At 65.7% G+C, this 20,555-nt stretch carries 21 protein-coding genes; 17 read left to right on the top strand and 4 right to left on the bottom strand.

The features are described 5' to 3' along the window. Nucleotides 1-50: 50 nt before the first annotated feature. The 10 genes from M6E97_RS08210 to sthA all read left to right on the top strand — a co-directional run bounded on the left by M6E97_RS08210 (nt 51) and on the right by sthA (nt 10,380). Nucleotides 51-1,460: an amino acid permease gene (locus M6E97_RS08210; RefSeq protein ID WP_003091187.1), complete on the top strand. Its 1,410-nt coding sequence runs from the start codon at nt 51-53 to the stop codon at nt 1,458-1,460. A 258-nt stretch (nt 1,461-1,718) separates the two neighbouring features. Then, nucleotides 1,719-3,056 (top strand): Na(+)-translocating NADH-quinone reductase subunit A, encoded by a 1,338-nt coding sequence (locus M6E97_RS08205; protein ID WP_033938026.1) that lies wholly within the window; start codon nt 1,719-1,721, stop codon nt 3,054-3,056. A 3-nt stretch (nt 3,057-3,059) separates the two neighbouring features. Then, complete coding sequence (locus M6E97_RS08200; RefSeq protein ID WP_003109478.1) at nt 3,060-4,271, top strand: NADH:ubiquinone reductase (Na(+)-transporting) subunit B; 1,212 nt, start codon at nt 3,060-3,062, stop codon at nt 4,269-4,271. Then, nucleotides 4,264-5,049 (top strand): Na(+)-translocating NADH-quinone reductase subunit C, encoded by a 786-nt coding sequence (locus M6E97_RS08195; protein WP_003091184.1) that lies wholly within the window; start codon nt 4,264-4,266, stop codon nt 5,047-5,049. The genes M6E97_RS08200 and M6E97_RS08195 overlap by 8 nt, the downstream gene beginning before the upstream one ends. Continuing rightward, nucleotides 5,046-5,720, top strand: coding sequence for an NADH:ubiquinone reductase (Na(+)-transporting) subunit D (nqrD, locus tag M6E97_RS08190; protein ID WP_003119802.1), 675 nt, complete (start codon nt 5,046-5,048; stop codon nt 5,718-5,720). Before M6E97_RS08195 ends, nqrD begins: the two co-directional genes overlap by 4 nt. Then, nucleotides 5,720-6,328, top strand: coding sequence for an NADH:ubiquinone reductase (Na(+)-transporting) subunit E (nqrE, locus tag M6E97_RS08185; protein WP_003091182.1), 609 nt, complete (start codon nt 5,720-5,722; stop codon nt 6,326-6,328). Before nqrD ends, nqrE begins: the two co-directional genes overlap by 1 nt. A 10-nt stretch (nt 6,329-6,338) precedes the next feature. Next, the gene (gene nqrF, locus M6E97_RS08180) at nt 6,339-7,562 is read left to right on the top strand and encodes an NADH:ubiquinone reductase (Na(+)-transporting) subunit F (RefSeq protein WP_003091181.1); all 1,224 of its coding nucleotides are present in this window, start codon (nt 6,339-6,341) and stop codon (nt 7,560-7,562) included. Further along, nucleotides 7,555-8,583 carry an FAD:protein FMN transferase gene (locus tag M6E97_RS08175; protein WP_021265004.1) on the top strand — a complete coding sequence of 343 codons (1,029 nt, stop codon included), beginning with the start codon at nt 7,555-7,557 and terminating at the stop codon, nt 8,581-8,583. The genes nqrF and M6E97_RS08175 overlap by 8 nt, the downstream gene beginning before the upstream one ends. After that, entirely contained in the window at nt 8,580-8,807 is a 228-nt protein-coding gene (gene nqrM, locus M6E97_RS08170; protein WP_003091178.1) for a (Na+)-NQR maturation NqrM, read from the top strand. Before M6E97_RS08175 ends, nqrM begins: the two co-directional genes overlap by 4 nt. A gap of 178 nt (nt 8,808-8,985) precedes the next feature. Next, nucleotides 8,986-10,380, top strand: coding sequence for a Si-specific NAD(P)(+) transhydrogenase (sthA, locus tag M6E97_RS08165; RefSeq protein ID WP_003091177.1), 1,395 nt, complete (start codon nt 8,986-8,988; stop codon nt 10,378-10,380). A 42-nt stretch (nt 10,381-10,422) separates the two neighbouring features. On the opposite strand, the gene M6E97_RS08160 is transcribed toward sthA, so the two are convergent. Genes M6E97_RS08160 through M6E97_RS08150 form a run of 3 tightly spaced genes read right to left on the bottom strand, consistent with a single transcriptional unit; the run spans nt 10,423 to nt 12,059 of the window. After that, nucleotides 10,423-11,145 carry a glycerophosphodiester phosphodiesterase gene (locus tag M6E97_RS08160; protein WP_003091176.1) on the bottom strand — a complete coding sequence of 241 codons (723 nt, stop codon included), beginning with the start codon at nt 11,143-11,145 and terminating at the stop codon, nt 10,423-10,425. Continuing rightward, a complete protein-coding gene (locus M6E97_RS08155) occupies nt 11,142-11,450 on the bottom strand; it encodes a hypothetical protein (RefSeq protein WP_033938022.1) in 309 nt (102 codons plus the stop codon). The genes M6E97_RS08160 and M6E97_RS08155 overlap by 4 nt, the downstream gene beginning before the upstream one ends. Nucleotides 11,451-11,459: 9 nt before the next feature. Continuing rightward, nucleotides 11,460-12,059, bottom strand: coding sequence for a PilZ domain-containing protein (locus M6E97_RS08150; protein ID WP_003091172.1), 600 nt, complete (start codon nt 12,057-12,059; stop codon nt 11,460-11,462). Between the two features lie 102 nt (nt 12,060-12,161). On the opposite strand from M6E97_RS08150, the gene M6E97_RS08145 reads away from it, so the two are divergent. The 3 genes from M6E97_RS08145 to M6E97_RS08135 all read left to right on the top strand — a co-directional run bounded on the left by M6E97_RS08145 (nt 12,162) and on the right by M6E97_RS08135 (nt 15,402). Beyond that, nucleotides 12,162-13,412 carry a lipoprotein-releasing ABC transporter permease subunit gene (locus tag M6E97_RS08145; protein WP_015502671.1) on the top strand — a complete coding sequence of 417 codons (1,251 nt, stop codon included), beginning with the start codon at nt 12,162-12,164 and terminating at the stop codon, nt 13,410-13,412. Further along, complete coding sequence (gene lolD / locus M6E97_RS08140; protein WP_003091168.1) at nt 13,405-14,088, top strand: lipoprotein-releasing ABC transporter ATP-binding protein LolD; 684 nt, start codon at nt 13,405-13,407, stop codon at nt 14,086-14,088. Before M6E97_RS08145 ends, lolD begins: the two co-directional genes overlap by 8 nt. Before the next feature lie 69 nt (nt 14,089-14,157). Next, nucleotides 14,158-15,402 (top strand): lipoprotein-releasing ABC transporter permease subunit, encoded by a 1,245-nt coding sequence (locus tag M6E97_RS08135; RefSeq protein WP_003105198.1) that lies wholly within the window; start codon nt 14,158-14,160, stop codon nt 15,400-15,402. Nucleotides 15,403-15,489: 87 nt separating this feature from the next. Here the strand turns inward: M6E97_RS08135 and M6E97_RS08130 are convergent, their stop codons facing one another. Next, a complete protein-coding gene (locus M6E97_RS08130) occupies nt 15,490-16,023 on the bottom strand; it encodes a DUF2062 domain-containing protein (protein WP_003091165.1) in 534 nt (177 codons plus the stop codon). 130 nt (nt 16,024-16,153) lie between these two features. Between M6E97_RS08130 and M6E97_RS08125 the strand changes: the two genes are divergently transcribed. The 4 genes from M6E97_RS08125 (at nt 16,154) to lpxK (ending at nt 20,522) form a co-directional block, all read left to right on the top strand. Further along, nucleotides 16,154-18,379 carry a DNA internalization-related competence protein ComEC/Rec2 gene (locus M6E97_RS08125; protein WP_033938021.1) on the top strand — a complete coding sequence of 742 codons (2,226 nt, stop codon included), beginning with the start codon at nt 16,154-16,156 and terminating at the stop codon, nt 18,377-18,379. A 72-nt stretch (nt 18,380-18,451) separates the two neighbouring features. Further along, nucleotides 18,452-19,087 carry a MotA/TolQ/ExbB proton channel family protein gene (locus M6E97_RS08120; protein ID WP_003091163.1) on the top strand — a complete coding sequence of 212 codons (636 nt, stop codon included), beginning with the start codon at nt 18,452-18,454 and terminating at the stop codon, nt 19,085-19,087. Further along, on the top strand, nt 19,084-19,524 hold the full coding sequence (locus M6E97_RS08115) for an ExbD/TolR family protein (protein ID WP_003091161.1): 441 nt from the start codon (nt 19,084-19,086) through the stop codon (nt 19,522-19,524). Before M6E97_RS08120 ends, M6E97_RS08115 begins: the two co-directional genes overlap by 4 nt. Further along, nucleotides 19,524-20,522, top strand: a complete 999-nt coding sequence (gene lpxK / locus M6E97_RS08110; RefSeq protein WP_003130692.1) for a tetraacyldisaccharide 4'-kinase — start codon at nt 19,524-19,526, stop codon at nt 20,520-20,522. Before M6E97_RS08115 ends, lpxK begins: the two co-directional genes overlap by 1 nt. Nucleotides 20,523-20,555 lie beyond the last annotated feature (33 nt).

Below are 20,555 nucleotides of genomic sequence, written 5' to 3'. Positions count from 1 at the left end.
CTGTGGATAACCAGAACAAGAAACTACTCACTTCGATTTAGGGTTTTTCAATGGATGGTCAACATCTGCACCAGGGCGAGCTGAAGCGTGGCCTGAAGAATCGCCACATCCAGTTGATCGCGCTGGGCGGGGCGATCGGCACCGGGCTGTTCCTCGGCTCGGCGGGCGTCATCAAGACGGCCGGCCCGTCGATGATCCTCGGTTACGCCATTGGCGGCTTCATCGCCTTCCTGATCATGCGCCAGCTCGGCGAGATGATCGTCGAGGAGCCGGTGGCCGGCTCCTTCAGCCACTTCGCACACAAGTACTGGGGCGGCTTCGCCGGTTTCCTCTCCGGCTGGAACTACTGGGTGCTGTACATCCTGGTGGGCATGTCGGAGCTGACCGCGGTGGGCAAGTACATCCAGTACTGGTGGCCTGACGTGCCGACCTGGGCCACGGCGGCGGCGTTCTTCGTGCTGATCAACGCGATCAACCTGGCCAACGTGAAAGCCTTCGGCGAGACCGAGTTCTGGTTCGCGATCATCAAGGTAGCGGCGATCATCGGCATGATCCTGCTCGGTATCTACCTGCTGGTCGGCGGCGGTGGCGGGCCGCAAGCCTCGGTGAGCAACCTGTGGGACCGCGGCGGCTTCTTCCCCAACGGCCTCAGCGGCCTGGTGATGACCCTGGCGATCATCATGTTCTCCTTCGGTGGCCTGGAGCTGGTGGGCATCACCGCCGCCGAGGCGTCCGAGCCGAGGAAGGTGATTCCCAAGGCGATCAACCAGGTGATCTACCGGATCCTGATCTTCTATATCGGCGCCCTGGCGGTGCTGCTCTCGCTGTATCCATGGGACCAGTTGGTGGAGACCATCAACGCTTCCGGCGACGACTACAGTGGCAGCCCGTTCGTGCAGATCTTCTCGTTGATCGGCAGCGGCACCGCGGCCAACATCCTCAACTTCGTAGTCCTCACCGCGGCATTGTCGGTCTACAACAGCGGCGTCTACTGCAACAGCCGGATGCTCTACGGCCTGGCCGCCCAGGGCGACGCGCCGAAGGTGCTGATGTCGGTGGACCGCCGGGGCGTGCCGGTGCTGTCGATCCTGGTCTCGGCGCTGATCACCTTCCTCTGCGTGATCGTCAACTACGTATTGCCGCACAAGGCGCTGGAACTGCTGATGTCGCTGGTGGTGGCGGCGCTGGTGATCAACTGGGCGATGATCAGCCTGTCGCACCTGAAGTTCCGCGCGGCGATGAAGCGGCAGGGCGTGGACACCTTCTTCAAGGCACTCTGGTCGCCGTTCAGCAACTACCTGTGCCTGGCCTTCGTGGTGTTCATCCTTGGCATCATGCTGATGATCCCCGGGATCAACATCTCGGTGTACGCCATCCCATTCTGGCTGCTGCTGATGTGGTTGTGCTACCGGGTCAAGCTGTCGCTGGCGGAAAGGCGCGGGCTCGGCCAGCAGGCCTGAGCCTGCGGGTGGCGCGGGACGGGAGCTTCGGCTCCCGTTTTTCATTTCGTACGGGCAAGTTTTTCTGTCGTTTTCTGTTACGCGTTTCAAGGCCCGGTGTGCGGCTTGGGTGGCTCCCGGGGAGGTGGCTCTTTATAATCCCGGAGTTACCTTGCGGGGCCATTCATCAATCGTGCCAATTCAGTACGTTGTGCGCGATGATGGTCATTTTCTGACTTGGGCCTCGTCTTTTCTGTCCACGACCACTAGGCACTAGACATGATCAAGATAAAACGTGGCCTGGACCTGCCCATCAGCGGCGCCCCCGAACAGCGCATCGAGGCAGCACGCCCGGTACGCAGCGTGGCGTTGATCGGTTTCGACTACCACGGCATGAAGCCGACCATGGCGGTGCAGGTAGGCGACCGGGTGAAGCTGGGGCAGGCGCTGTTCACCGACAAGAAGAATCCCTCCGTCAGCTATACCGCACCCGGCGCCGGTGTGGTCAGTGCCATCCATCGTGGCGAGAAGCGCGTCCTGCAATCGGTGGTCATCGATCTCGACGGCGACGAGCAACTGGAGTTCGCCCGTTATCCCGCGGACCAACTCGCCACGCTGAGCGCCGAGAAGGTCCGCGACAACCTGTTGCAGTCGGGCCTGTGGACCGCGCTGCGGACCCGGCCGTTCAGCAAGGTGCCCGATCCCGAGTCCAGCCCCAGTTCGATTTTCGTCACTGCCATCGATACCCAGCCGCTGGCCGCCGATCCGCAGGTGGTTATCGCGGAGCAGGGCGAGGCGTTCCAGGCCGGGCTGACGGTGCTCGGGCGCCTGGCCCGGGTGTTCCTGTGCAAGGCGGAAGGCGTTTCGCTACCCGGCGAGGCGCTCTCCGGCGTGACCGCGCAAGCCTTCTCCGGTCCGCATCCGGCGGGCCTGCCCGGCACCCATATCCACTTCCTCGACCCGGTGGGTGCCGGCAAGAGCGTGTGGAACCTGAACTACCAGGACGTGATCGCCATCGGCAAGCTGTTCACGACCGGGCAATTGTGGACCGAGCGGGTGATCGCCCTGGCCGGTCCGGTGGTGGAAAAGCCGCGTCTGGTGCGCACCCGGTTGGGCGCCAACCTCGACGAACTGGCCGCCGGCCAGCTGCAGCCGGGCAACAACCGGCTGATCTCCGGCTCCGTGCTGGGCGGTCGCACCGCCCATGGCGCCTACGCCTACCTGGGGCGCTACCACCTGCAGTTGTCCTGTCTCAAGGAGGGCGACCAGCGCGAGTTCCTCCACTACCTGCGCGCCGGGGTGGAAAAGCATTCGCTGCTCAACGTGTTCGTCTCCAGGCTGCTCGGCGGCAAGCGTTTCGCCTTCACCACCAGCACCAACGGCAGCCCGCGGGCGATGGTGCCGGTAGGCAACTACGAGGCGGTGATGCCGCTGGATATCCTGCCGACCCAACTGCTGCGCTACCTGATCGTCGGCGACACGGAAATGGCCCAGAAGCTCGGCGCCCTGGAACTCGACGAAGAGGACCTGGCGCTGTGCAGCTACGTCTGCGCCGGCAAGTACGAATACGGCCCGATTCTGCGGGACAACCTGGCACGCATCGAGCAGGAGGGCTGAGCCATGGGTTTGCGTAACCTGCTCGACAAGGTCGAGCATCATTTCGAGAAGGGCGGGCGCTACGAGAAGTGGTACCCGCTGTACGAAGCCGTGGACACCTTCCTCTATCGTCCCGGCAGCGTCACCCGCACCACTGCACACGTGCGCGACGGCATCGACCTGAAGCGCATGATGATCATCGTCTGGCTGTGCACCTTCCCGGCGATGTTCTTCGGCATGTACAACGTCGGCCACCAGGCCAACCTGATCTTCGCCCAGAGCCCCGACCTGTTGAGCGCCCAGGATGGCTGGCGCTTCGCCCTGATCGGCGCGCTGGCCGGGTTCGACCCGAACAGCCTGTGGGATTGCCTGGTCCAGGGCGCCGCGTACTTCCTGCCAGTGTACCTGACCACCTTCATCGTCGGCGGTTTCTGGGAGGTGCTGTTCGCCAGCATCCGCCGCCACGAGGTCAACGAAGGCTTCTTCGTCACCTCGGTGCTGTTCGCCCTGACCCTGCCGCCGTCCGTCCCGCTGTGGCAGGTAGCCCTGGGGATCAGCTTCGGCGTGGTGCTGGGCAAGGAAGTGTTCGGCGGCACCGGGAAGAACTTCCTCAATCCGGCACTGGTCGGCCGGGCCTTCCTGTTCTTCGCCTACCCGGCGCAGATGTCCGGCGACGCGGTATGGACCTCGGTGGACGGCTTCGCCGGCGCCACCTCGCTGAGCCTGGCCGCCGCCGGCGGGGTGGACAACATCCTCGGCCACGGCCTGACCTGGATGGATGCCTTCCTCGGCCACATGCAGGGGTCGATGGGCGAGACCAGCACCCTGGCGATCTTCATCGGCGGCGCCGTGCTGCTGCTGACCCGCATCGCCTCCTGGCGCATCGTCGCCGGGGTGATGCTGGGGATGGTCGCCATGAGCTACCTGTTCAACGCCATCGGCTCGGCCAGCAACCCGATGTTCGCCATGCCCTGGTATTGGCACCTGGTCACCGGCGGCTTCGCCTTCGGCATGATCTTCATGGCCACCGACCCGGTCTCGGCGTCCATGACCGATACCGGCAAGTGGCTGTTCGGCGCCCTGATCGGAGTGATGGTCATGCTGATCCGGGTGGTCAACCCGGCGTTCCCGGAAGGCATGATGCTGGCGATCCTGTTCGCCAACCTGTTCGCACCGCTGATCGACCATTTCGTCGTTCAGGCCAACATCAAGCGGAGGCTGGCGCGCAATGGCTAATCAAGAATCCACCACCCGCACACTGCTGGTAGCCCTGGTGGTGTGCCTGGTCAGCTCGGTGTTCGTCGCCGGCGCGGCGGTGGCGCTGAAGCCGACCCAGGCGGAAAACCGCCTGCTCGACAAGCAGCGCAGCATCCTCGCCATCGCCGGTCTCGGCGAGCCGGGCATGTCCGGCAAAGAGGTCAAGGCGCTGTTCGACAGTCGCATCACCGCCAAGGTGGTCGACCTGCAGAGCGGCACCTTCAGCGATGCCCAGGACCCGCTCGGCTACGACCCGCTGAAAGCGGCCAAGGACCCGGCGCTGTCGGAGGCGCTGCCCGCCGCCGAGGACATCGCCTCGATCAAGCGCCGCGAGCGCTACACCACGGTCTACCTGGTGGAGACCGACGGCAAGCTCGACACCCTGATCCTGCCGGTGCGCGGCTACGGTCTGTGGTCGACCCTGTACGGCTTCCTGGCGCTCAAGGGCGACCTCAATACGGTCGCCGGCTTCGGCTTCTACCAGCATGGCGAGACCCCCGGTCTCGGCGGTGAGGTCGACAATCCGAAATGGAAGGCGCTGTGGGTCGGCAAGACCCTCTACGACGCCCAGGGCGATCTTGCCGTACAGATCATCAAGGGCTCGGTGGACCCGCAGTCGGCGAAGGCGACCCACCAGGTCGACGGCCTGGCCGGCGCCACCCTGACCAGCAAGGGTGTCGACAACCTGCTGCATTTCTGGCTCGGCAAGGACGGTTTCGACGCCTTCCTCGCCAATCTGCGCAAAGGGGAGGCGTGATGGCTGCTCAACCCACGATCCGCGAAGTCCTGTTCAATCCGGTCTTCCAGAACAATCCGATCGGCCTGCAGATCCTCGGGATCTGCTCGGCGCTGGCGGTAACCTCGAACCTGAAGACCGCTACCGTCATGGCCATCGCCCTGACCCTGGTGACCGGCTTCTCCAACCTGTTCATCTCGATGATCCGCCGGCAGATTCCCAGCTCGATCCGGATGATCGTGCAGATGGTGATCATCGCCTCGCTGGTGATCGTCGTCGACCAGGTGCTCAAGGCCTATGCCTATAGCCTGAGCAAGCAGCTCTCGGTGTTCGTCGGGCTGATCATCACCAACTGCATCGTGATGGGCCGCGCCGAAGCCTTCGCCATGGCCAACCCGCCGCTCGTGTCGTTCTTCGACGGCATCGGCAACGGTCTCGGCTACAGCGCCATGCTGCTGGTGCTGGGCTTCGTCCGCGAGCTGTTCGGCGCCGGCAAGCTCTACGGCATCAGCGTGTTGCCGACGGTCAACGATGGCGGCTGGTACCAGCCGAACGGCCTGCTCCTGCTGCCGCCTTCGGCGTTCTTCCTGATCGGCCTGATCATCTGGGCCCTGCGGACCTGGAAGAAAGACCAGGTCGAGGCCCCGACCTACAAGATGGCCCCGCAGGTATCCAGCAAGGAGGCTTACTGATGGAGCACTACATCAGCCTGTTCGTGAAGGCCGTGTTCGTCGAGAACATGGCGCTGGCGTTCTTCCTCGGCATGTGTACCTTCATCGCCATCTCGAAGAAGGTGGAGACCGCCATCGGCCTGGGTATCGCGGTGATCGTGGTGCAGACCATCACCGTGCCGGCCAACAACCTGATCTACACCTACCTGCTCAAGGACGGCGCGCTGGCCTGGGCCGGGCTGCCCGAGGTGGACCTGAGCTTCCTCGGCCTGCTCAGCTACATCGGGGTGATCGCCGCCATCGTGCAGATCCTCGAGATGCTCCTCGACAAGTACGTACCCAGTCTCTACAACGCGCTGGGCGTGTTCCTGCCCCTGATCACGGTGAACTGCGCGATCATGGCCGGCTCGCTGTTCATGGTCGAGCGCGACTACAACCTTGCCGAGAGCACGGTGTACGGCGTCGGCTCGGGCTTTTCCTGGGCGCTGGCGATCGCCGCGCTGGCGGGTATCCGCGAGAAGCTCAAGTACAGCGACGTCCCCGAGGGCCTGCAGGGCCTGGGGATCACCTTCATCACCATCGGCCTGATGTCGTTGGGCTTCATGTCGTTCTCCGGCGTGCAGTTGTAAGGAGAGGCCCGTGATCGGATTCGAGATTTTCCTGGCCATCGGCATGTTCACCGCCATCGTCCTGGGCCTGGTGGCGATCATCCTGGTCGCCCGCGCCAAGCTGGTGTCGAGTGGCGACGTGACCATCCAGATCAACGGCGAGCACAGCCTGACCGTGCCGGCCGGCGGCAAGCTGCTGCAAACCCTGGCGACGAACAACGTGTTCCTGTCTTCCGCCTGCGGCGGCGGCGGCACCTGCGCGCAGTGCAAGTGCGTGGTGGTCGAGGGCGGCGGCGAGATGCTGCCCACCGAGGAGTCGCACTTCACCCGGCGCCAGGCGAAGGAGGGCTGGCGCCTGTCGTGCCAGACCCCGGTCAAGCAGGACATGCAGATCCGCGTGCCTGAAGAGGTCTTCGGGGTGAAGAAGTGGGAATGCACGGTGGAGTCCAACCCCAACGTCGCCACCTTCATCAAGGAACTCACCCTGCGCCTGCCGGACGGCGAGAGCGTGGATTTCCGCGCCGGCGGCTACGTGCAGCTGGAATGCCCGCCGCACGTGGTCGAGTACAAGGACTTCGATATCCAGCCGGAATATCGCGGCGACTGGGACAAGTTCAACATGTGGCGCTACGTGTCGAAGGTCGACGAGACGGTGATCCGCGCCTACTCGATGGCCAACTACCCGGAAGAGCAGGGCGTGGTCAAGTTCAACATCCGCATCGCCTCGCCGCCGCCGGGCAGCGACCTGCCGCCGGGGCAGATGTCGTCCTGGGTGTTCAACCTCAAGCCGGGCGACAAGGTCACCGTGTACGGGCCGTTCGGCGAGTTCTTCGCCAAGGACACCGAGGCCGAGATGGTCTTCATCGGCGGCGGCGCCGGCATGGCGCCGATGCGTTCGCACATCTTCGACCAGTTGCGCCGGCTCAAGTCGAACCGCAAGATCAGCTTCTGGTACGGCGCGCGCTCGCTGCGCGAGGCCTTCTATACCGAGGAGTACGACCAGCTGCAGGCGGAGAACCCCAACTTCCAGTGGCACCTGGCGCTGTCCGACCCGCAGCCGGAGGACAACTGGACCGGCCTGACCGGCTTCATCCACAACGTGCTGTTCGAGAACTACCTGAAGGACCACCCGGCGCCCGAAGACTGCGAGTTCTACATGTGCGGCCCGCCGATGATGAATGCCGCGGTGATCAAGATGCTCACCGACCTGGGCGTGGAGCGCGAGAATATCCTGCTGGACGATTTCGGTGGCTGAGCGTTTCCGTCCGCTTGCCATGGCCGGACTGGCAGCGCTGGCGCTGGTCCTGGCCGGTTGCGGCGACACCCTGGAAAGCTTCGGCGGCCCGACCATGGGCAGCACCTATTCGATCAAGTACGTGCGCGGCGCCTCGGCGCCCGACGTCCAGACGGCGAAAGCCGCGGTGGAAGCGATCCTCGCCGAGGTCGACCGGCAGATGTCCACCTACCGCGACGACTCCCTGGTCTCGCGTTTCAATGCGCTGCCGGCGCAGTCCTGCATGGAGCTGCCGCCACCGATGCTGGAGTTGCTGCGCTATGGCGGCGAGTTGTCGGAACAGAGCCAGGGCGCCTTCGACATGACCGTCGAGCCGCTGATGAACCTCTGGGGCTTCGGTCCGCAGGCGCGGGTGGAGAAGGTTCCCAGCGCCGAGCAGATCGCCGCGGCGCGCCGTGACGTCGGCCATCGACACCTGCGCATCGACGGCCAGCGCCTGTGCAAGGACGCCGCCGTACAGCTGGACTTCGACAGCATCGCCGCTGGCTATACGGTGGACGCGGTAGGCGAACGCCTGAAGGAGCTTGGCGTGCGCAGCTACCTGGCGGAAATCACCGGCGAGTTGAAAGCCGAAGGGCGCAAGCCGGACGGCACGCCCTGGCGCATCGCTATCGAAGCGCCGCGCGAGGGCCAGCGGGTCGCCCAGCAGGTGCTGGCGCTGGACGGCTACGGCGTCTCGACCTCGGGCGATTACCGCAACTATTTCGAAGAGAACGGCCAGCGCTATTCGCACACCTTCGACCCGCGCACCGGCGCGCCGATCGACCATCACCTGGCTTCGGTCACGGTGCTCGATCCGTCGACGCGCAACGCCGACGGCCTGTCGACCCTGCTGATGGTGCTCGGTCCGGAAGAGGGCTACCGTTTCGCCGAGAAGCACCGACTGGCGGCGCTGTTCGTCAGTCGCCAGGGCAACGGTTTCGACAGCCGCACCACGCCACGCTACGAGCAACTGTTCGGCAACCAAGGAGAACGTCCATGACCTGGCTACTGGTCTTCGTCATCATGCTGCTGGTGGTCTTCGGCATGTCCATCGGCGTCATCATGGGCCGCAAGCCGATCGCCGGTTCCTGCGGCGGCATCGCCAACCTGGGGATCGAGAAGGAATGCTCGATCTGCGGCGGCGACCGACAGAAATGCGAGGAAGCCAACCGCGACGAATCTGTAGTGCCCGGAAAACTCGCCTACGACGCGACCAAACGCTAATGTGCGACATTTCGCACAGGGCGTAACATATGCCCGCCTCGAGGTCGGACCGAGCCTTGCCCGGCGAATGCCGTCGTTCGCACCGACCCGATGATCGAATCGATCCGCCGCGCACATGTTGTGCAGCGGCTTTGCCGGAGGCGCCAGTGGGCGCCTCGGCCTGTTCTGAGGAGTACGCATGGCTGTCTACAACTACGACGTGGTGATTTTGGGCACGGGTCCGGCGGGCGAAGGGGCGGCGATGAACGCCTCCAAGTACGGACGCAAGCTGGCGGTAGTCGACAGCCGTCGCGTGGTCGGAGGCAACTGCACGCACCTCGGCACCATTCCTTCCAAGGCCCTGCGCCACTCGGTGAAGCAGATCATCGAGTTCAACACCAACCCGATGTTCCGCCAGATCGGCGAGCCGCGCTGGTTCTCCTTTCCCGACGTGCTGAAGAGCGCCGACCGGGTGATCTCCAAGCAGGTCGCCTCGCGTACCGGCTACTACGCGCGCAATCGCATCGACATGTTCACCGGCACCGCCAGCTTCGTCGACGAACGCACCGTCGAAGTGGTGACGCCGAGCGGTGCGGTGGAGCGCCTGGTCGCCGACCAGTTCGTGATCGCCACCGGCTCGCGCCCGTATCGTCCTTCGGACATCAATTTCAACCACCCGCGGGTCTACGACAGCGACACCATCCTGTCCCTGAGCCACACCCCGCGCCGGCTGATCATCTACGGAGCCGGGGTGATCGGCTGCGAATACGCGTCGATCTTCAGCGGCCTGGGCGTGCTGGTGGACCTGATCGATACGCGCGACCAGTTGCTCAGCTTCCTCGATGACGAGATTTCCGATGCGCTGAGCTACCACCTGCGCAACAACAACGTGCTGATCCGCCACAACGAGGAGTACGAGCGCGTCGAGGGGCTGGATAACGGCGTCATCCTGCACCTGAAGTCGGGCAAGAAGATCAAGGCGGACGCGCTGCTCTGGTGCAACGGCCGGACCGGCAATACCGACAAGCTCGGCCTGGAGAACGTCGGCATCAAGGTCAACAGCCGTGGCCAGATCGAGGTGGACGAGAACTACCGCACTTCGGTGAGCAACATCTTCGCCGCCGGCGACGTGATCGGCTGGCCGAGCCTGGCCAGCGCTGCCTACGACCAGGGCCGCTCGGCCGCCGGCAACATCGTCGAGAGCGACAGCTGGCGCTTCGTCAACGATGTGCCGACCGGCATCTACACCATTCCGGAGATCAGCTCGATCGGCAAGAACGAAAGCGAACTGACCGCGGCGAAGATTCCCTACGAAGTGGGCAAGGCGTTCTTCAAGGGCATGGCCCGGGCGCAGATTTCCAACGAGCCGGTGGGCATGCTGAAGATCCTGTTCCATCGCGAGACCCTGGAGATCCTCGGCGTGCACTGCTTCGGCGACCAGGCTTCGGAAATCGTCCACATCGGCCAGGCGATCATGAACCAGCCGGGCGAGCTGAATACCCTGAAGTACTTCGTCAACACCACCTTCAACTACCCGACCATGGCGGAAGCCTATCGGGTAGCGGCGTTCGACGGCCTCAACCGGCTTTTTTGAAGGACTCCGGCCGGCGGCCTGAGCCGGCCGGAGGGGATGTGCTCAGCGATTCCCGAGGGTGGCGCTGGCCAAACCGGGAAAGTCTGTGATCAGGCTGTCCACGCCGAAGTCGGCGAGCCGGCGCATCAGCGCCGGTTCGTTGACCGTCCACACCGAGACGTGAAGCCCCTGGCGCTGGGCCTTGAGCAGGCGTTCCGGGGTGCATAGGGTCCAGTTCAGGGCGAGCAGGGCACAGCCATAGTGCTGGGCGACCTTCAGCGGGTCGAGCCAGGCGTATTCGGCGACCAGCCCGCGCGACAGCTCCGGGGTCAGTTCGTTGAGGGCCTTGAGCACGGTCCGCGAACCGCTGGTGACGGTGACCTTGTCGCGGTTGCCGAAGCGCTCGGTCAGCTCCCTGATCCGCGTTACCGTCCGCGCCGCGCGTTCGCGCGAGGCGCTCTTCACTTCCAGTTGCCAGTGCTCGAACGGGCACTTCTCGAACAACTCCTCCAGCCGCGGGATCGGCGTCGGCCGTACCCAGCCGGGGCCGCCTTCGCGCGCGTCGTAGGTGACCAGGGTGGCCGCGTCGTGTTCGGCGACCTTGCCGCGGCGGCCGGTGGTGCGCTTCAGGGTCGGGTCGTGGATCACCATCAGTTCGCCGTCGCGGGACAGGTGCAGGTCCAGTTCGCAACGGTTGACGCCATGCTCCAGGCAGCGCTGGAAGCTGGCCAGGGTGTTTTCCGGCGCTTCGCCCTTGGCGCCGCGATGTCCATAGATGAGAGTCACTGTGGCTCCTTGTTCGAGGGTTGCGCGGGATTCCGCGGCCGATGATGGCGAACGCTGTCGATCACCCGGCCGCTTTCGAAATATACCGAGAAGTCGCGGTAATCCCAGCGCACGATGGGCGGCTGGCCGACCGCGGGATGTTCCTCGTCGGCCAGGCCGAAGCGTTGCAGCACGGCTTCGCGGCTTTCGCCGCGCGCGGGCAGGGCGACCCGGGTATCGCCCTGGGCGCCCAGCGGAATGCTCAGGGTGTCGGCGAACAGCGGCGGGGCGAGGAGGAGGGAGCACAGCAGTGGCGAACGGAGCATCGGCACATCTCAGGTCGAAGAAGGTTGGCCCGGCTCGCCGAGCGGGCCTTGTCCGGCCCGTGCCAGGCGGCGCTGCTGGGCCTGCTTCTGGAGGATATGCCGGGCCAGCAACTGGCGCTGTGCGTCGCTCAACGCTTCGAACTCGGTGCCGATCTCGAATTCGTCGTCGTGTGGCTGGGCGTGGATTACCCGGGCCCGCAGTTCGAGGCCGAACCCCTGCGGCAACAGGACCATGCGCAGGACGAGCAACTGGCCGACCGGCAATGCGCGGTCGTGGTGGAAGCTGACGCCCCCCTCGGACAGGCTGACCTTGCGCGGTTCGCCGATCTCCTTGAGCAGGCTCTGCACCATGACCTGGCCAAGCAGGTCGATGCGCTTGTTCATCACCTTCAGGTAGTTGGCCAGCGTGCGGTCGCGTTCGCTGATGTGGCGCAGCAGGTGCTGCGACTCGTAATCCATCAGGTGGAGGTCGCTGAGCAGGCTGAACAGGGTGGCCCCCGGCTCGCTCTCCAGGCCGTCTTCGACGGCCCCGGCAGGGCGAAATTCCAGTGCGAGGGTATCTTCGATACGGTAGTATTCGCGGCGGTCATCCGCGTCACGAGTGGACATGGCGAACCCACGGCGGCAGTGATGGTCAGAGTGTAAGGCCGCCGGCGATGCCTCGCCACTTCGCCATCCCGACGCATCCATTTTCTGCCAGCTAAGGGCGACATGTTCAGACCCCTGTCCGTTTTCATCGGCACGCGCTATACGCGGGCCAAACGTCGCAGCCATTTCGTCTCCTTCATTTCGCTGACCTCGATGATCGGCCTGGCACTGGGCGTGCTGGTGATGATCGTGGTGCTCTCGGTGATGAACGGCTTCGATCGCGAAATGCGTACCCGCATCCTCGGCATGGTGCCGCAGGCCACCGTCGAGTCGTACCAGCCCATCGATGACTGGCGCGCCCTGGCCGAGAAGGTCAAGGCCCACGAGCATGTCAGCGCGGTAGCGCCGTTCACCCAGATGCAGGGCATGCTCAGCGCCAATGGCGCGGTGCAGACGGTGATGGTCGATGCGGTCGATCCGCTGGAAGAGGCCAAGGTCTCGATCATTCCCGATTTCTTCAAGCAGGGCTCGCTGGCGGAACTCAAGGCCGGCGGCTTCGGCATCGTCATCGGCCAACTGGCGGCGCAGAAGCTCGGCGTCGGCATCGGCGACAAGGTCACCCTGATCCTCCCCGAGGTGGCGGTCACCCCGGCCGGGGTGTTCCCGCGGATGAAGCGTTTCACCGTGGTCGGCACCTTCCGCGTCGGCGCCGGCGAACTGGATGGCGGCCTGTCGCTGATCCACCTGGAAGACGCCGCGCGCCTGCAGCGCTGGAAGACCAACCAGGTACAGGGGCTGCGCCTGAAGCTCGACGACCTGTTCCAGGCGCCGCGGGTGGCCTGGGAGATCGCCCGGACCCTGACCGACAATGACTTCTACGCCCGCGACTGGACGCGCAGCCACGGCAACCTGTACCAGGCCATCCGCATGGAAAAGACCATGATCGGCCTGTTGCTGCTGCTGATCGTCGCGGTCGCCGCGTTCAACATCATTTCCACCCTGGTGATGGTGGTCACCGACAAGAAGTCGGACATCGCCATCCTTCGTACCCTCGGCGCCACGCCGGGGCAGATCATGGCTACCTTCATGGTCCAGGGTACGGTGATCGGGGTGATCGGCACGCTGGTCGGCGGGGTCCTCGGGGTGGTCGCGGCACTCAACGTCAGCGCCTGGATTTCCGCCCTGGAAAAGCTGCTGGGCCACCAGTTCCTCGCGTCCGACGTGTACTTCATCGATTACCTGCCGTCGCAACTGATGCTCGACGATGTCGTGCTGGTCTGCGGCGCGGCCCTGGTCCTCAGCTTCTTCGCCACTTTGTATCCAGCCTGGCGTGCGGCTCGCACCCAGCCTGCGGAGGCTTTGCGTTATGAATGACAAGTCGGTGCTGAGTTGCCGCAACCTGAGCAAGAGCTACGACGAGGGACCGCAATCGGTGCAGGTGCTGTCCGGCGTCGAGTTGAACCTGCTGCCTGGGGAGCGGGTGGCTATCGTCGGCAGCTCCGGTTCGGGCAAGAGCACCTTGCTGAACATGCTTGGCGGCCTGGACACGCCCTCCGCCGGCAGCGTCTGGCTCGCCGGCGAGGAACTCTCGGCGCTGAACGAGACGGCCCGCGGGCTGCTGCGCAACCGCGCGCTGGGCTTCGTCTACCAGTTCCACCACCTGTTGCCGGAGTTCACCGCCCTGGAGAACGTCTGCATGCCGCTGTTGATCGGCCGCACGCCGATCGCGGAAGCCCGCCAGCGGGCGGCCGAGCTGCTGGAGCGGGTCGGGCTGGGGCATCGCCTGTCGCACAAGCCGGCCGAGCTGTCCGGCGGCGAGCGCCAGCGGGTGGCGATCGCCCGCGCGCTGGTCAACCGTCCGCAGCTGGTACTGCTCGACGAGCCCACCGGCAACCTCGACCAGCATACCGCCCAGGGTATCCAGGAGCTGATGCTGGAACTGAGCCGTTCGTTGCAGACCTCGTTCCTGGTGGTAACCCACGATCTCCAGCTGGCCGGGCACATGGATCGCATCCTGCGCCTGGAAGAAGGCCGACTGATCGCCGCGTAGCGGGGCGACGGCGTGCCCGCCGTCCGCTCCCGTCCGGCGAATCCCCCATCGACTCGGTGCATCCGCGACATGTTCAGACCGTTACCGTTCTTCATAGGCCTGCGCTACACCCGCGCCAAACGCCGCAACCACTACATCTCGTTCATCTCGCTGACCTCGATGATCGGCCTGGCGCTGGGCGTGCTGGCGATGATCATCGTGCTCTCGGTGATGAACGGCTTCCAGAAGGAAATGCGCACGCGGATCCTCGGCATGGTGCCGCATGCCACTATCAGCGCGACGCAGCCGCTGGACGACTGGCAGACCGTCGCCAACGCGGCGCTGCGGCACCGCGAGGTGGTCGGCGCGGCGCCGTTCGCCGAACTGCAGGGCATGCTGTCGTACAAGGGCAACATGCTGCCGGTGCTGGTCAACGGCATCGACCCGCAGGAGGAGCGCAAGGTTTCCATCATCGGCGAGCACATCGTCCAGGGCAGCCTGGACGACCTCAAGCCTGGCGAGTTCGGCATCGTCCTCGGCGAGATCACCGCGCGGCGCTTCCATGTCAATGTCGGCGACAAGCTGACCCTGATCGTCCCGGAAGCCACCAGTGCGCCGGGTGGCATCACTCCGCGCATGCAGCGCTTCACCATCGTCGCCCTGTTCAAGGTCGGCGCCGAACTGGACAACTCGCTGGCGCTGATCGACATCGCCGATGCCGGACAGTTGCTGCGCCTGCAACCGGGCCAGGTGCCGAGCGTGCGCCTGGAACTGAAGGATCTCTACCAGTCGCCGCAGGTCGCCGCCAAGGTGGTCAAGGAGTTGGGGCAGGGCTTCAGGTCCAGCGACTGGACCAGGACCCAGGGCAGCCTGTTCAACGCGATGAAGATGGAAAAGACCATGATCGGCCTGCTCCTGCTGCTGATCATCGCGGTCGCCGCCTTCAACATCATCGCCACCCTGATCATGGTGGTCGCCGACAAGCGCACCGACATCGCGATTCTTCGTACCCTCGGCGCCACGCCGCGGCAGATCATGGCGATCTTCATGGTCCAGGGCACCGTCATCGGCGTGATCGGGACGGTCATCGGCGGGGTGCTCGGGGTGTTCGCGGCGTTGAACATCACCGGGATGATCGACCGCATCGAACGGTTGGTCGGACACAAGGTCTTCAGCTCGGACGTGTACTTCATCAACTACCTGCCTTCCGACCTGCAGGTGCTGGACGTGGTGCTGATCTGCAGCGCTGCATTGCTGATGAGCTTCCTCGCTACCCTGTACCCATCCTGGCGCGCGGCGCGGACACAACCGGCCGAGTCGCTGCGCTACGAGTGAGCGAGAAGGCCTGCGCCAGTCCCTGCACGGGGCGGACAAGGCCCACGAAAAAGCCGCCTTCGAGGCGGCTTTTTCATGTCAGGCGGATCACTTCGCGGCGACCCGTTCGCGACGTTGCCGGCAGCGTCGGCTCCAACTGCGCTGCACCCACCAGCGCCAGTAGAGCATCGTCAGCGCGTAGCCGAGGATGGCGGCGATGATGCCGCACACCACCGAACCGAGCAGGAAGGGCTGCCAGAGGCTGGACAGCTCCTGGCTGATCCATTCCCAGGTGAGATGGTCCGGCAGGGTGCGCGGCGGCACCTGCATCAACCAGGCGCCCAGCTTGTAGGTGCAATAGAAGACCGGGGGCATCGTGATCGGATTGGTCAGCCAGACCAATCCGACGGAGATTGGCAGATTGCTCCGAATCCACACCGCCAGACCGGCCGCCAGCAGCATCTGCATCGGCATCGGGATGAAGGCGGCGAACAGCCCGGCGGCCATGGCGCGCGATACCGAGTGGCGATTGAGATGCCAAAGGTTGGGATCGTGCGTCAACTTGCCGAGAAAGCGCAGCGACTTCTGCGAGCGGATGCTTTCCGGATCGGGCATGTAGCGCTTGAACAGGCGACGCGGCATGTGGGCTCTCGGTGGATATAGGCTTGCGTATTATGCCAAGCAAGATGACAGGATTTCGTTGCCCATTGTATGACCCCATGTGACATGTCGGGGAGCGGAGGGCACGCCACGGGGATGGGAGGAACCGTTCATGCGCCTGGGATTGCCAGCCCTCGCCGCGGGGCTGCTGGCCCTGCGCTTCCTGGCGGAATTGCCGTCGGTCGGCTGGCTGCTGGGCATGGCCGCCGCCGGACTGTTGCTGCTGTTCGGCCGGCTGTACTGGCTGGGGTTGTTCCTGCTCGGGTTCGCCTGGGCCTGCGGCTCGGCGCAAGTCGCCCTGGACGGACGCCTGGCCGCCGAGCTGGATGGTCGCACCCTTTGGCTGGAGGGGCGTGTGGTCGATCTGCCGGCGAGCGGCGAGGGCGTCACGCGCTTCCGGCTGGAGGAGGTCAGCGCTGCGCGGGGCGTGCTTCTTCCCGAGCGTCTGCGTCTGAGCTGGCGCGGCGCGCCGCCGCTGATGGGCGGCGAACGCTGGCGCCTGGCGGTGACCCTGAAACGCCCCCGCGGCCTGGTGAACGCGGCGGGTTTCGACTACGAGGCCTGGTTGTTGGCGCAGCGGGTCGGTGCTGTGGGCACGGTGAAGGCGGGCGAACGCCTGCAGCCGGCCAGCGGCCTGGATGCCTGGCGCGATGCCTGGCGCCAGCGCCTGCTGGCGGTCGACGCACAGGGGCGCGGCGCCGCCCTGGCGGCGCTGGTGCTGGGGGATGGCTCGGGATTGAGTGCGGCCGAGTGGCGCATGTTCCAGGACACCGGCACCGTGCATCTGATGGTCATCTCCGGTTCGCATATCTCTTTGCTGGCAGGGATGCTCTATGGCCTGGTGGCGGCCTTGCATCGCCTGGGCTGCTGGCCGCGGCGCCTGCCCTGGCTGCCCTGTGCCTGCGCCCTGGGTTTGCTTGGTGCCTGGAGCTACGGGTTGATGGCGGGTTTCGAGGTCCCGGTGCGGCGTGCTTGCCTGATGGTCAGCCTGGCGCTGGTCTGGCGCCTGCGTTTCCGCCACCTGGGCTTGCTGACCCCGCTGCTGGGAACGCTGGTGCTGGTCTTGCTGGTCGAGCCGCTGGCCAGCCTGCAGGCGGGGTTCTGGCTGTCGTTCCTGGCGGTTGCCCTGCTGCTCTGGCTGTTCGCCGGGCGCCTTGGGCGCTGGCGCTGGTGGGCGGCCTGGGGGCGGGCGCAGTGTGGGATGGCGCTGGGGCTGGCGATGCCGCTGCTGGCGCTGGGCCTGCCGTTGAGCCTGAGCGGAGCGCTGGCCAACCTGCTGGCGGTGCCTTGGATCGAACTGCTGGTAGTGCCCCCGGCCCTGGCGGGGAGCCTGCTGCTGTGGGTGCCCGGGCTGGGCGAGGGGCTGCTTCGCGCCGCTGGCGTTTCGCTGGGCCTGCTGTTTCGTGCGCTTGGCCTGCTGGCGGGCCTGGCCGAGGCCTGGCAGCCACCCGCCGCAGCGGCCTGGAGCGTAGCGCTGGGCATGCTCGGCGCGCTCTGCTGGCTGGCACCGGCTGGCTTGCCGTTGCGTGCCCTCGGTGCCGCGTTGCTACTGCCGGCGTTGTTGCCGTCATCGCCGCCTGTCGAATGGGGGCGGGCGGAAGTGCGGGTGCTGGACGTCGGCCAAGGGCTGGCCGTGCTGGTGCGTACCCGGGAGCATGCCTTGCTCTATGACAGCGGTGCGCGGCAGGGGGCGTTCGACATGGGCGAGCGGGTGGTGGTGCCGGTGCTGCGCAGCCTGGACCTGCGGCGCCTGGACGGCCTGTTGCTGAGTCATGCCGACAACGACCATGCAGGCGGTGCTCCTACGGTCGCTTCCCGATTCCCGCCGGGTTGGCTGGTCAGCGGCGAACCCGCGCGCCTGCCTTCGCCGTTGTTCGCGGACAACTGCGACGAGCGGCGCTGGTCCTGGGATGGCGTGGTTTTCGAACAGTGGGCATGGGCGCAGGCCGGCGACAGCAACGACCGCTCCTGTGTGCTGAGGGTCGTGGCCGATGGCGAAGTCCTGCTGCTGACCGGGGACATCTCGCGTGCGGCCGAGCATGCCTGGCTGGCGCGACAGGCCGATCCGCGGGTCGACTGGTTGCTGGCGCCGCATCACGGCAGCCGCAGCTCCTCCGGAGTCGCCTTCGTGTTGCGTACGCGGCCTCGCCATGTGCTGGTCTCGCGAGGTTGGCGCAACGCCTTCGGCCATCCCCATGGCGAAGTGATGGAACGTTACGCGAGGGTCGCCGCGCAGGTCCACGACACGGCACGCGACGGTGCCCTGACGTTTCTCCTCGGAAGCCGTGGCGGCGCACGCCGGGAGCGTGATTCGGCGCACTTCTGGCGGGAAAAATGAGAACCGTGGCGGTCGGCGGAAAAGGGTCGCTGTGCTAGAGTGGCGCCACTTTTTTTTCGGGGATATGCCACTGTGTGGGAACTGGTTCAAGCCGGCGGCTGGATGATGCTGCCGATCATTCTGAGTTCGATCGCCGCCACCGCCATCGTCGCGGAGCGCCTGTGGACGCTGCGCAAGAGCCGCGTCGCGCCGCCCGAGCTGCTCGGCCAGGTGTGGAAGCAGATCAAGGGCAAGCAACTGAGCGCCCAGAAGCTCAAGGACCTGCGCGCCAACTCGCCGCTGGGAGAGATCCTCGCCGCCGGCCTGGCCAACTCCAAGCACGGCCGCGAGATCATGAAGGAGTGCATCGAGGAGGCTGCTTCCGGTGTCATCCACGAGCTGGAGCGCTACCTCAACGCCCTCGGCACCATCGCCGCGATGGCGCCGCTGCTGGGCCTGCTGGGCACGGTGTTCGGCATGATCCAGATCTTCGGCGCCTTCATGGACAACGGCATGGCCAACTCGCCGATGCTCGCCGCGGGCATCTCCAAGGCATTGATCACCACCGCCGCCGGCCTGCTGGTGGCGATTCCGGCGGTGTTCTTCCATCGCTACCTGCTGCGGCGGGTCGACGAACTGGTGATCGCCATGGAGCAGGAGGCCATCAAGCTGGTGGAAGTGGTGCAGGGCGATCGTGAAGTCGACTACGTCGAGGAAGGCAAAGCGTGAAATTCCGCCGCAGACGGGCGGGTGCCGCCCGTGAAGACGTCTTCATCAACCTGGCGTCGCTGATCGACGTGATCTTCGTCCTGCTGCTGTTCTTCGTGGTCAGTACCACCTTCACCCGCCCCGAGCAGCTCAACATCGAGCTGCCATCGGCGGAGAGCGGCGAAACCGCCGGCACCGAGCAGAAGCAACTGGAACTCTCGGTGGATGCCGAGGGGCACTACGCCCTGAACGGGCAGGCGCTGGCCAAGAGCGACCTGGCCACCCTGATGGCGGCGATGCAGCGTGAATCGGCGGGCGACAACAACCTGCCGGTGGTGATCAGCGCCGATGCCAAGTCCACCCACCAGTCGGTGGTCACGGCGATGGACGCAGCGGGCAAGCTGGGCTTCGTCCACCTGCGCATCACCACGGTCGAGAACACGGCGGCCAAGCCCTGATGTCGTTCTCCGAGCGGCTGCTCGCCGCCTGGTACCAGGGGCATCCGGCGCTGGCGTTGCTGCGTCCGCTGGAGGCTCTCTATCGCCGGGTGGCGAACGGCCGCCGGGCGGACTTCCTGTCCGGGCGCAAGCCCGCCTATCGGGCGCCGCTGCCGGTGCTGGTGGTAGGCAACATCACCGTCGGCGGAACCGGCAAGACGCCGATGATCCTCTGGATGATCGAGCACTGCAGGGCTCGCGGCTTGCGGGTTGGCGTGATCAGCCGCGGCTATGGTGCCCGGCCGCCCACCACGCCGTGGCGGGTGCGGGCCGAGCAGGACGCCGCGGAGGCCGGCGACGAACCGCTGATGATCGTCCGGCGCAGCGGCGTGCCGCTGATGATCGACCCGGATCGTCCGCGCGCCCTGCAGGCGCTGCTCGCCGAAGAGCAGTTGGACCTGGTCCTCTGCGACGATGGCTTGCAGCACTATCGCCTGGCGCGCGATCTGGAGCTGGTGCTGATCGATGCCGCGCGCGGTCTCGGCAATGGTCGTTGCCTGCCGGCCGGTCCGTTGCGCGAACCGGCGGAGCGTCTGCAAAGCGTCGACGCGCTGCTTTACAACGGCGCCGACGAGGATCCTGACGGCGGTTACGCATTCCGCTTGCAGCCTACTGCGCTGATCAACCTGCAGAGCGGCGAGCGCCGACCGCTGGAGCATTTTCCCGCGGGCCAGGAAGTCCACGCCCTGGCCGGGATCGGCAATCCGCAGCGTTTCTTCAGGACGCTCGAGGCGCTACACTGGCGGGCGATTCCGCATGCCTTCCCGGATCACGCGACCTACACGGCGGCCGAACTGGCGTTCAGCCCGCCGCTGCCGCTGCTGATGACCGAGAAGGATGCCGTTAAATGCCGGGCTTTCGCAGCGGCCGACTGGTGGTACCTGGCGGTCGATGCGGTGCCTTCCCCTGCATTCGTCGCCTGGTTCGACGCCCGACTCGAGCATCTCCTGGCGCGCTGACCGGCGGCCGTGCCGCCATTGTATGAAGGACTC

The organism is Pseudomonas sp. B111 (assembly GCF_026428275.1).
Lineage (GTDB): Bacteria > Pseudomonadota > Gammaproteobacteria > Pseudomonadales > Pseudomonadaceae > Pseudomonas > Pseudomonas aeruginosa.
Note: the sequence above shows the minus strand (reverse complement) of the source record. Positions and strands in the feature narration are given on the sequence as shown.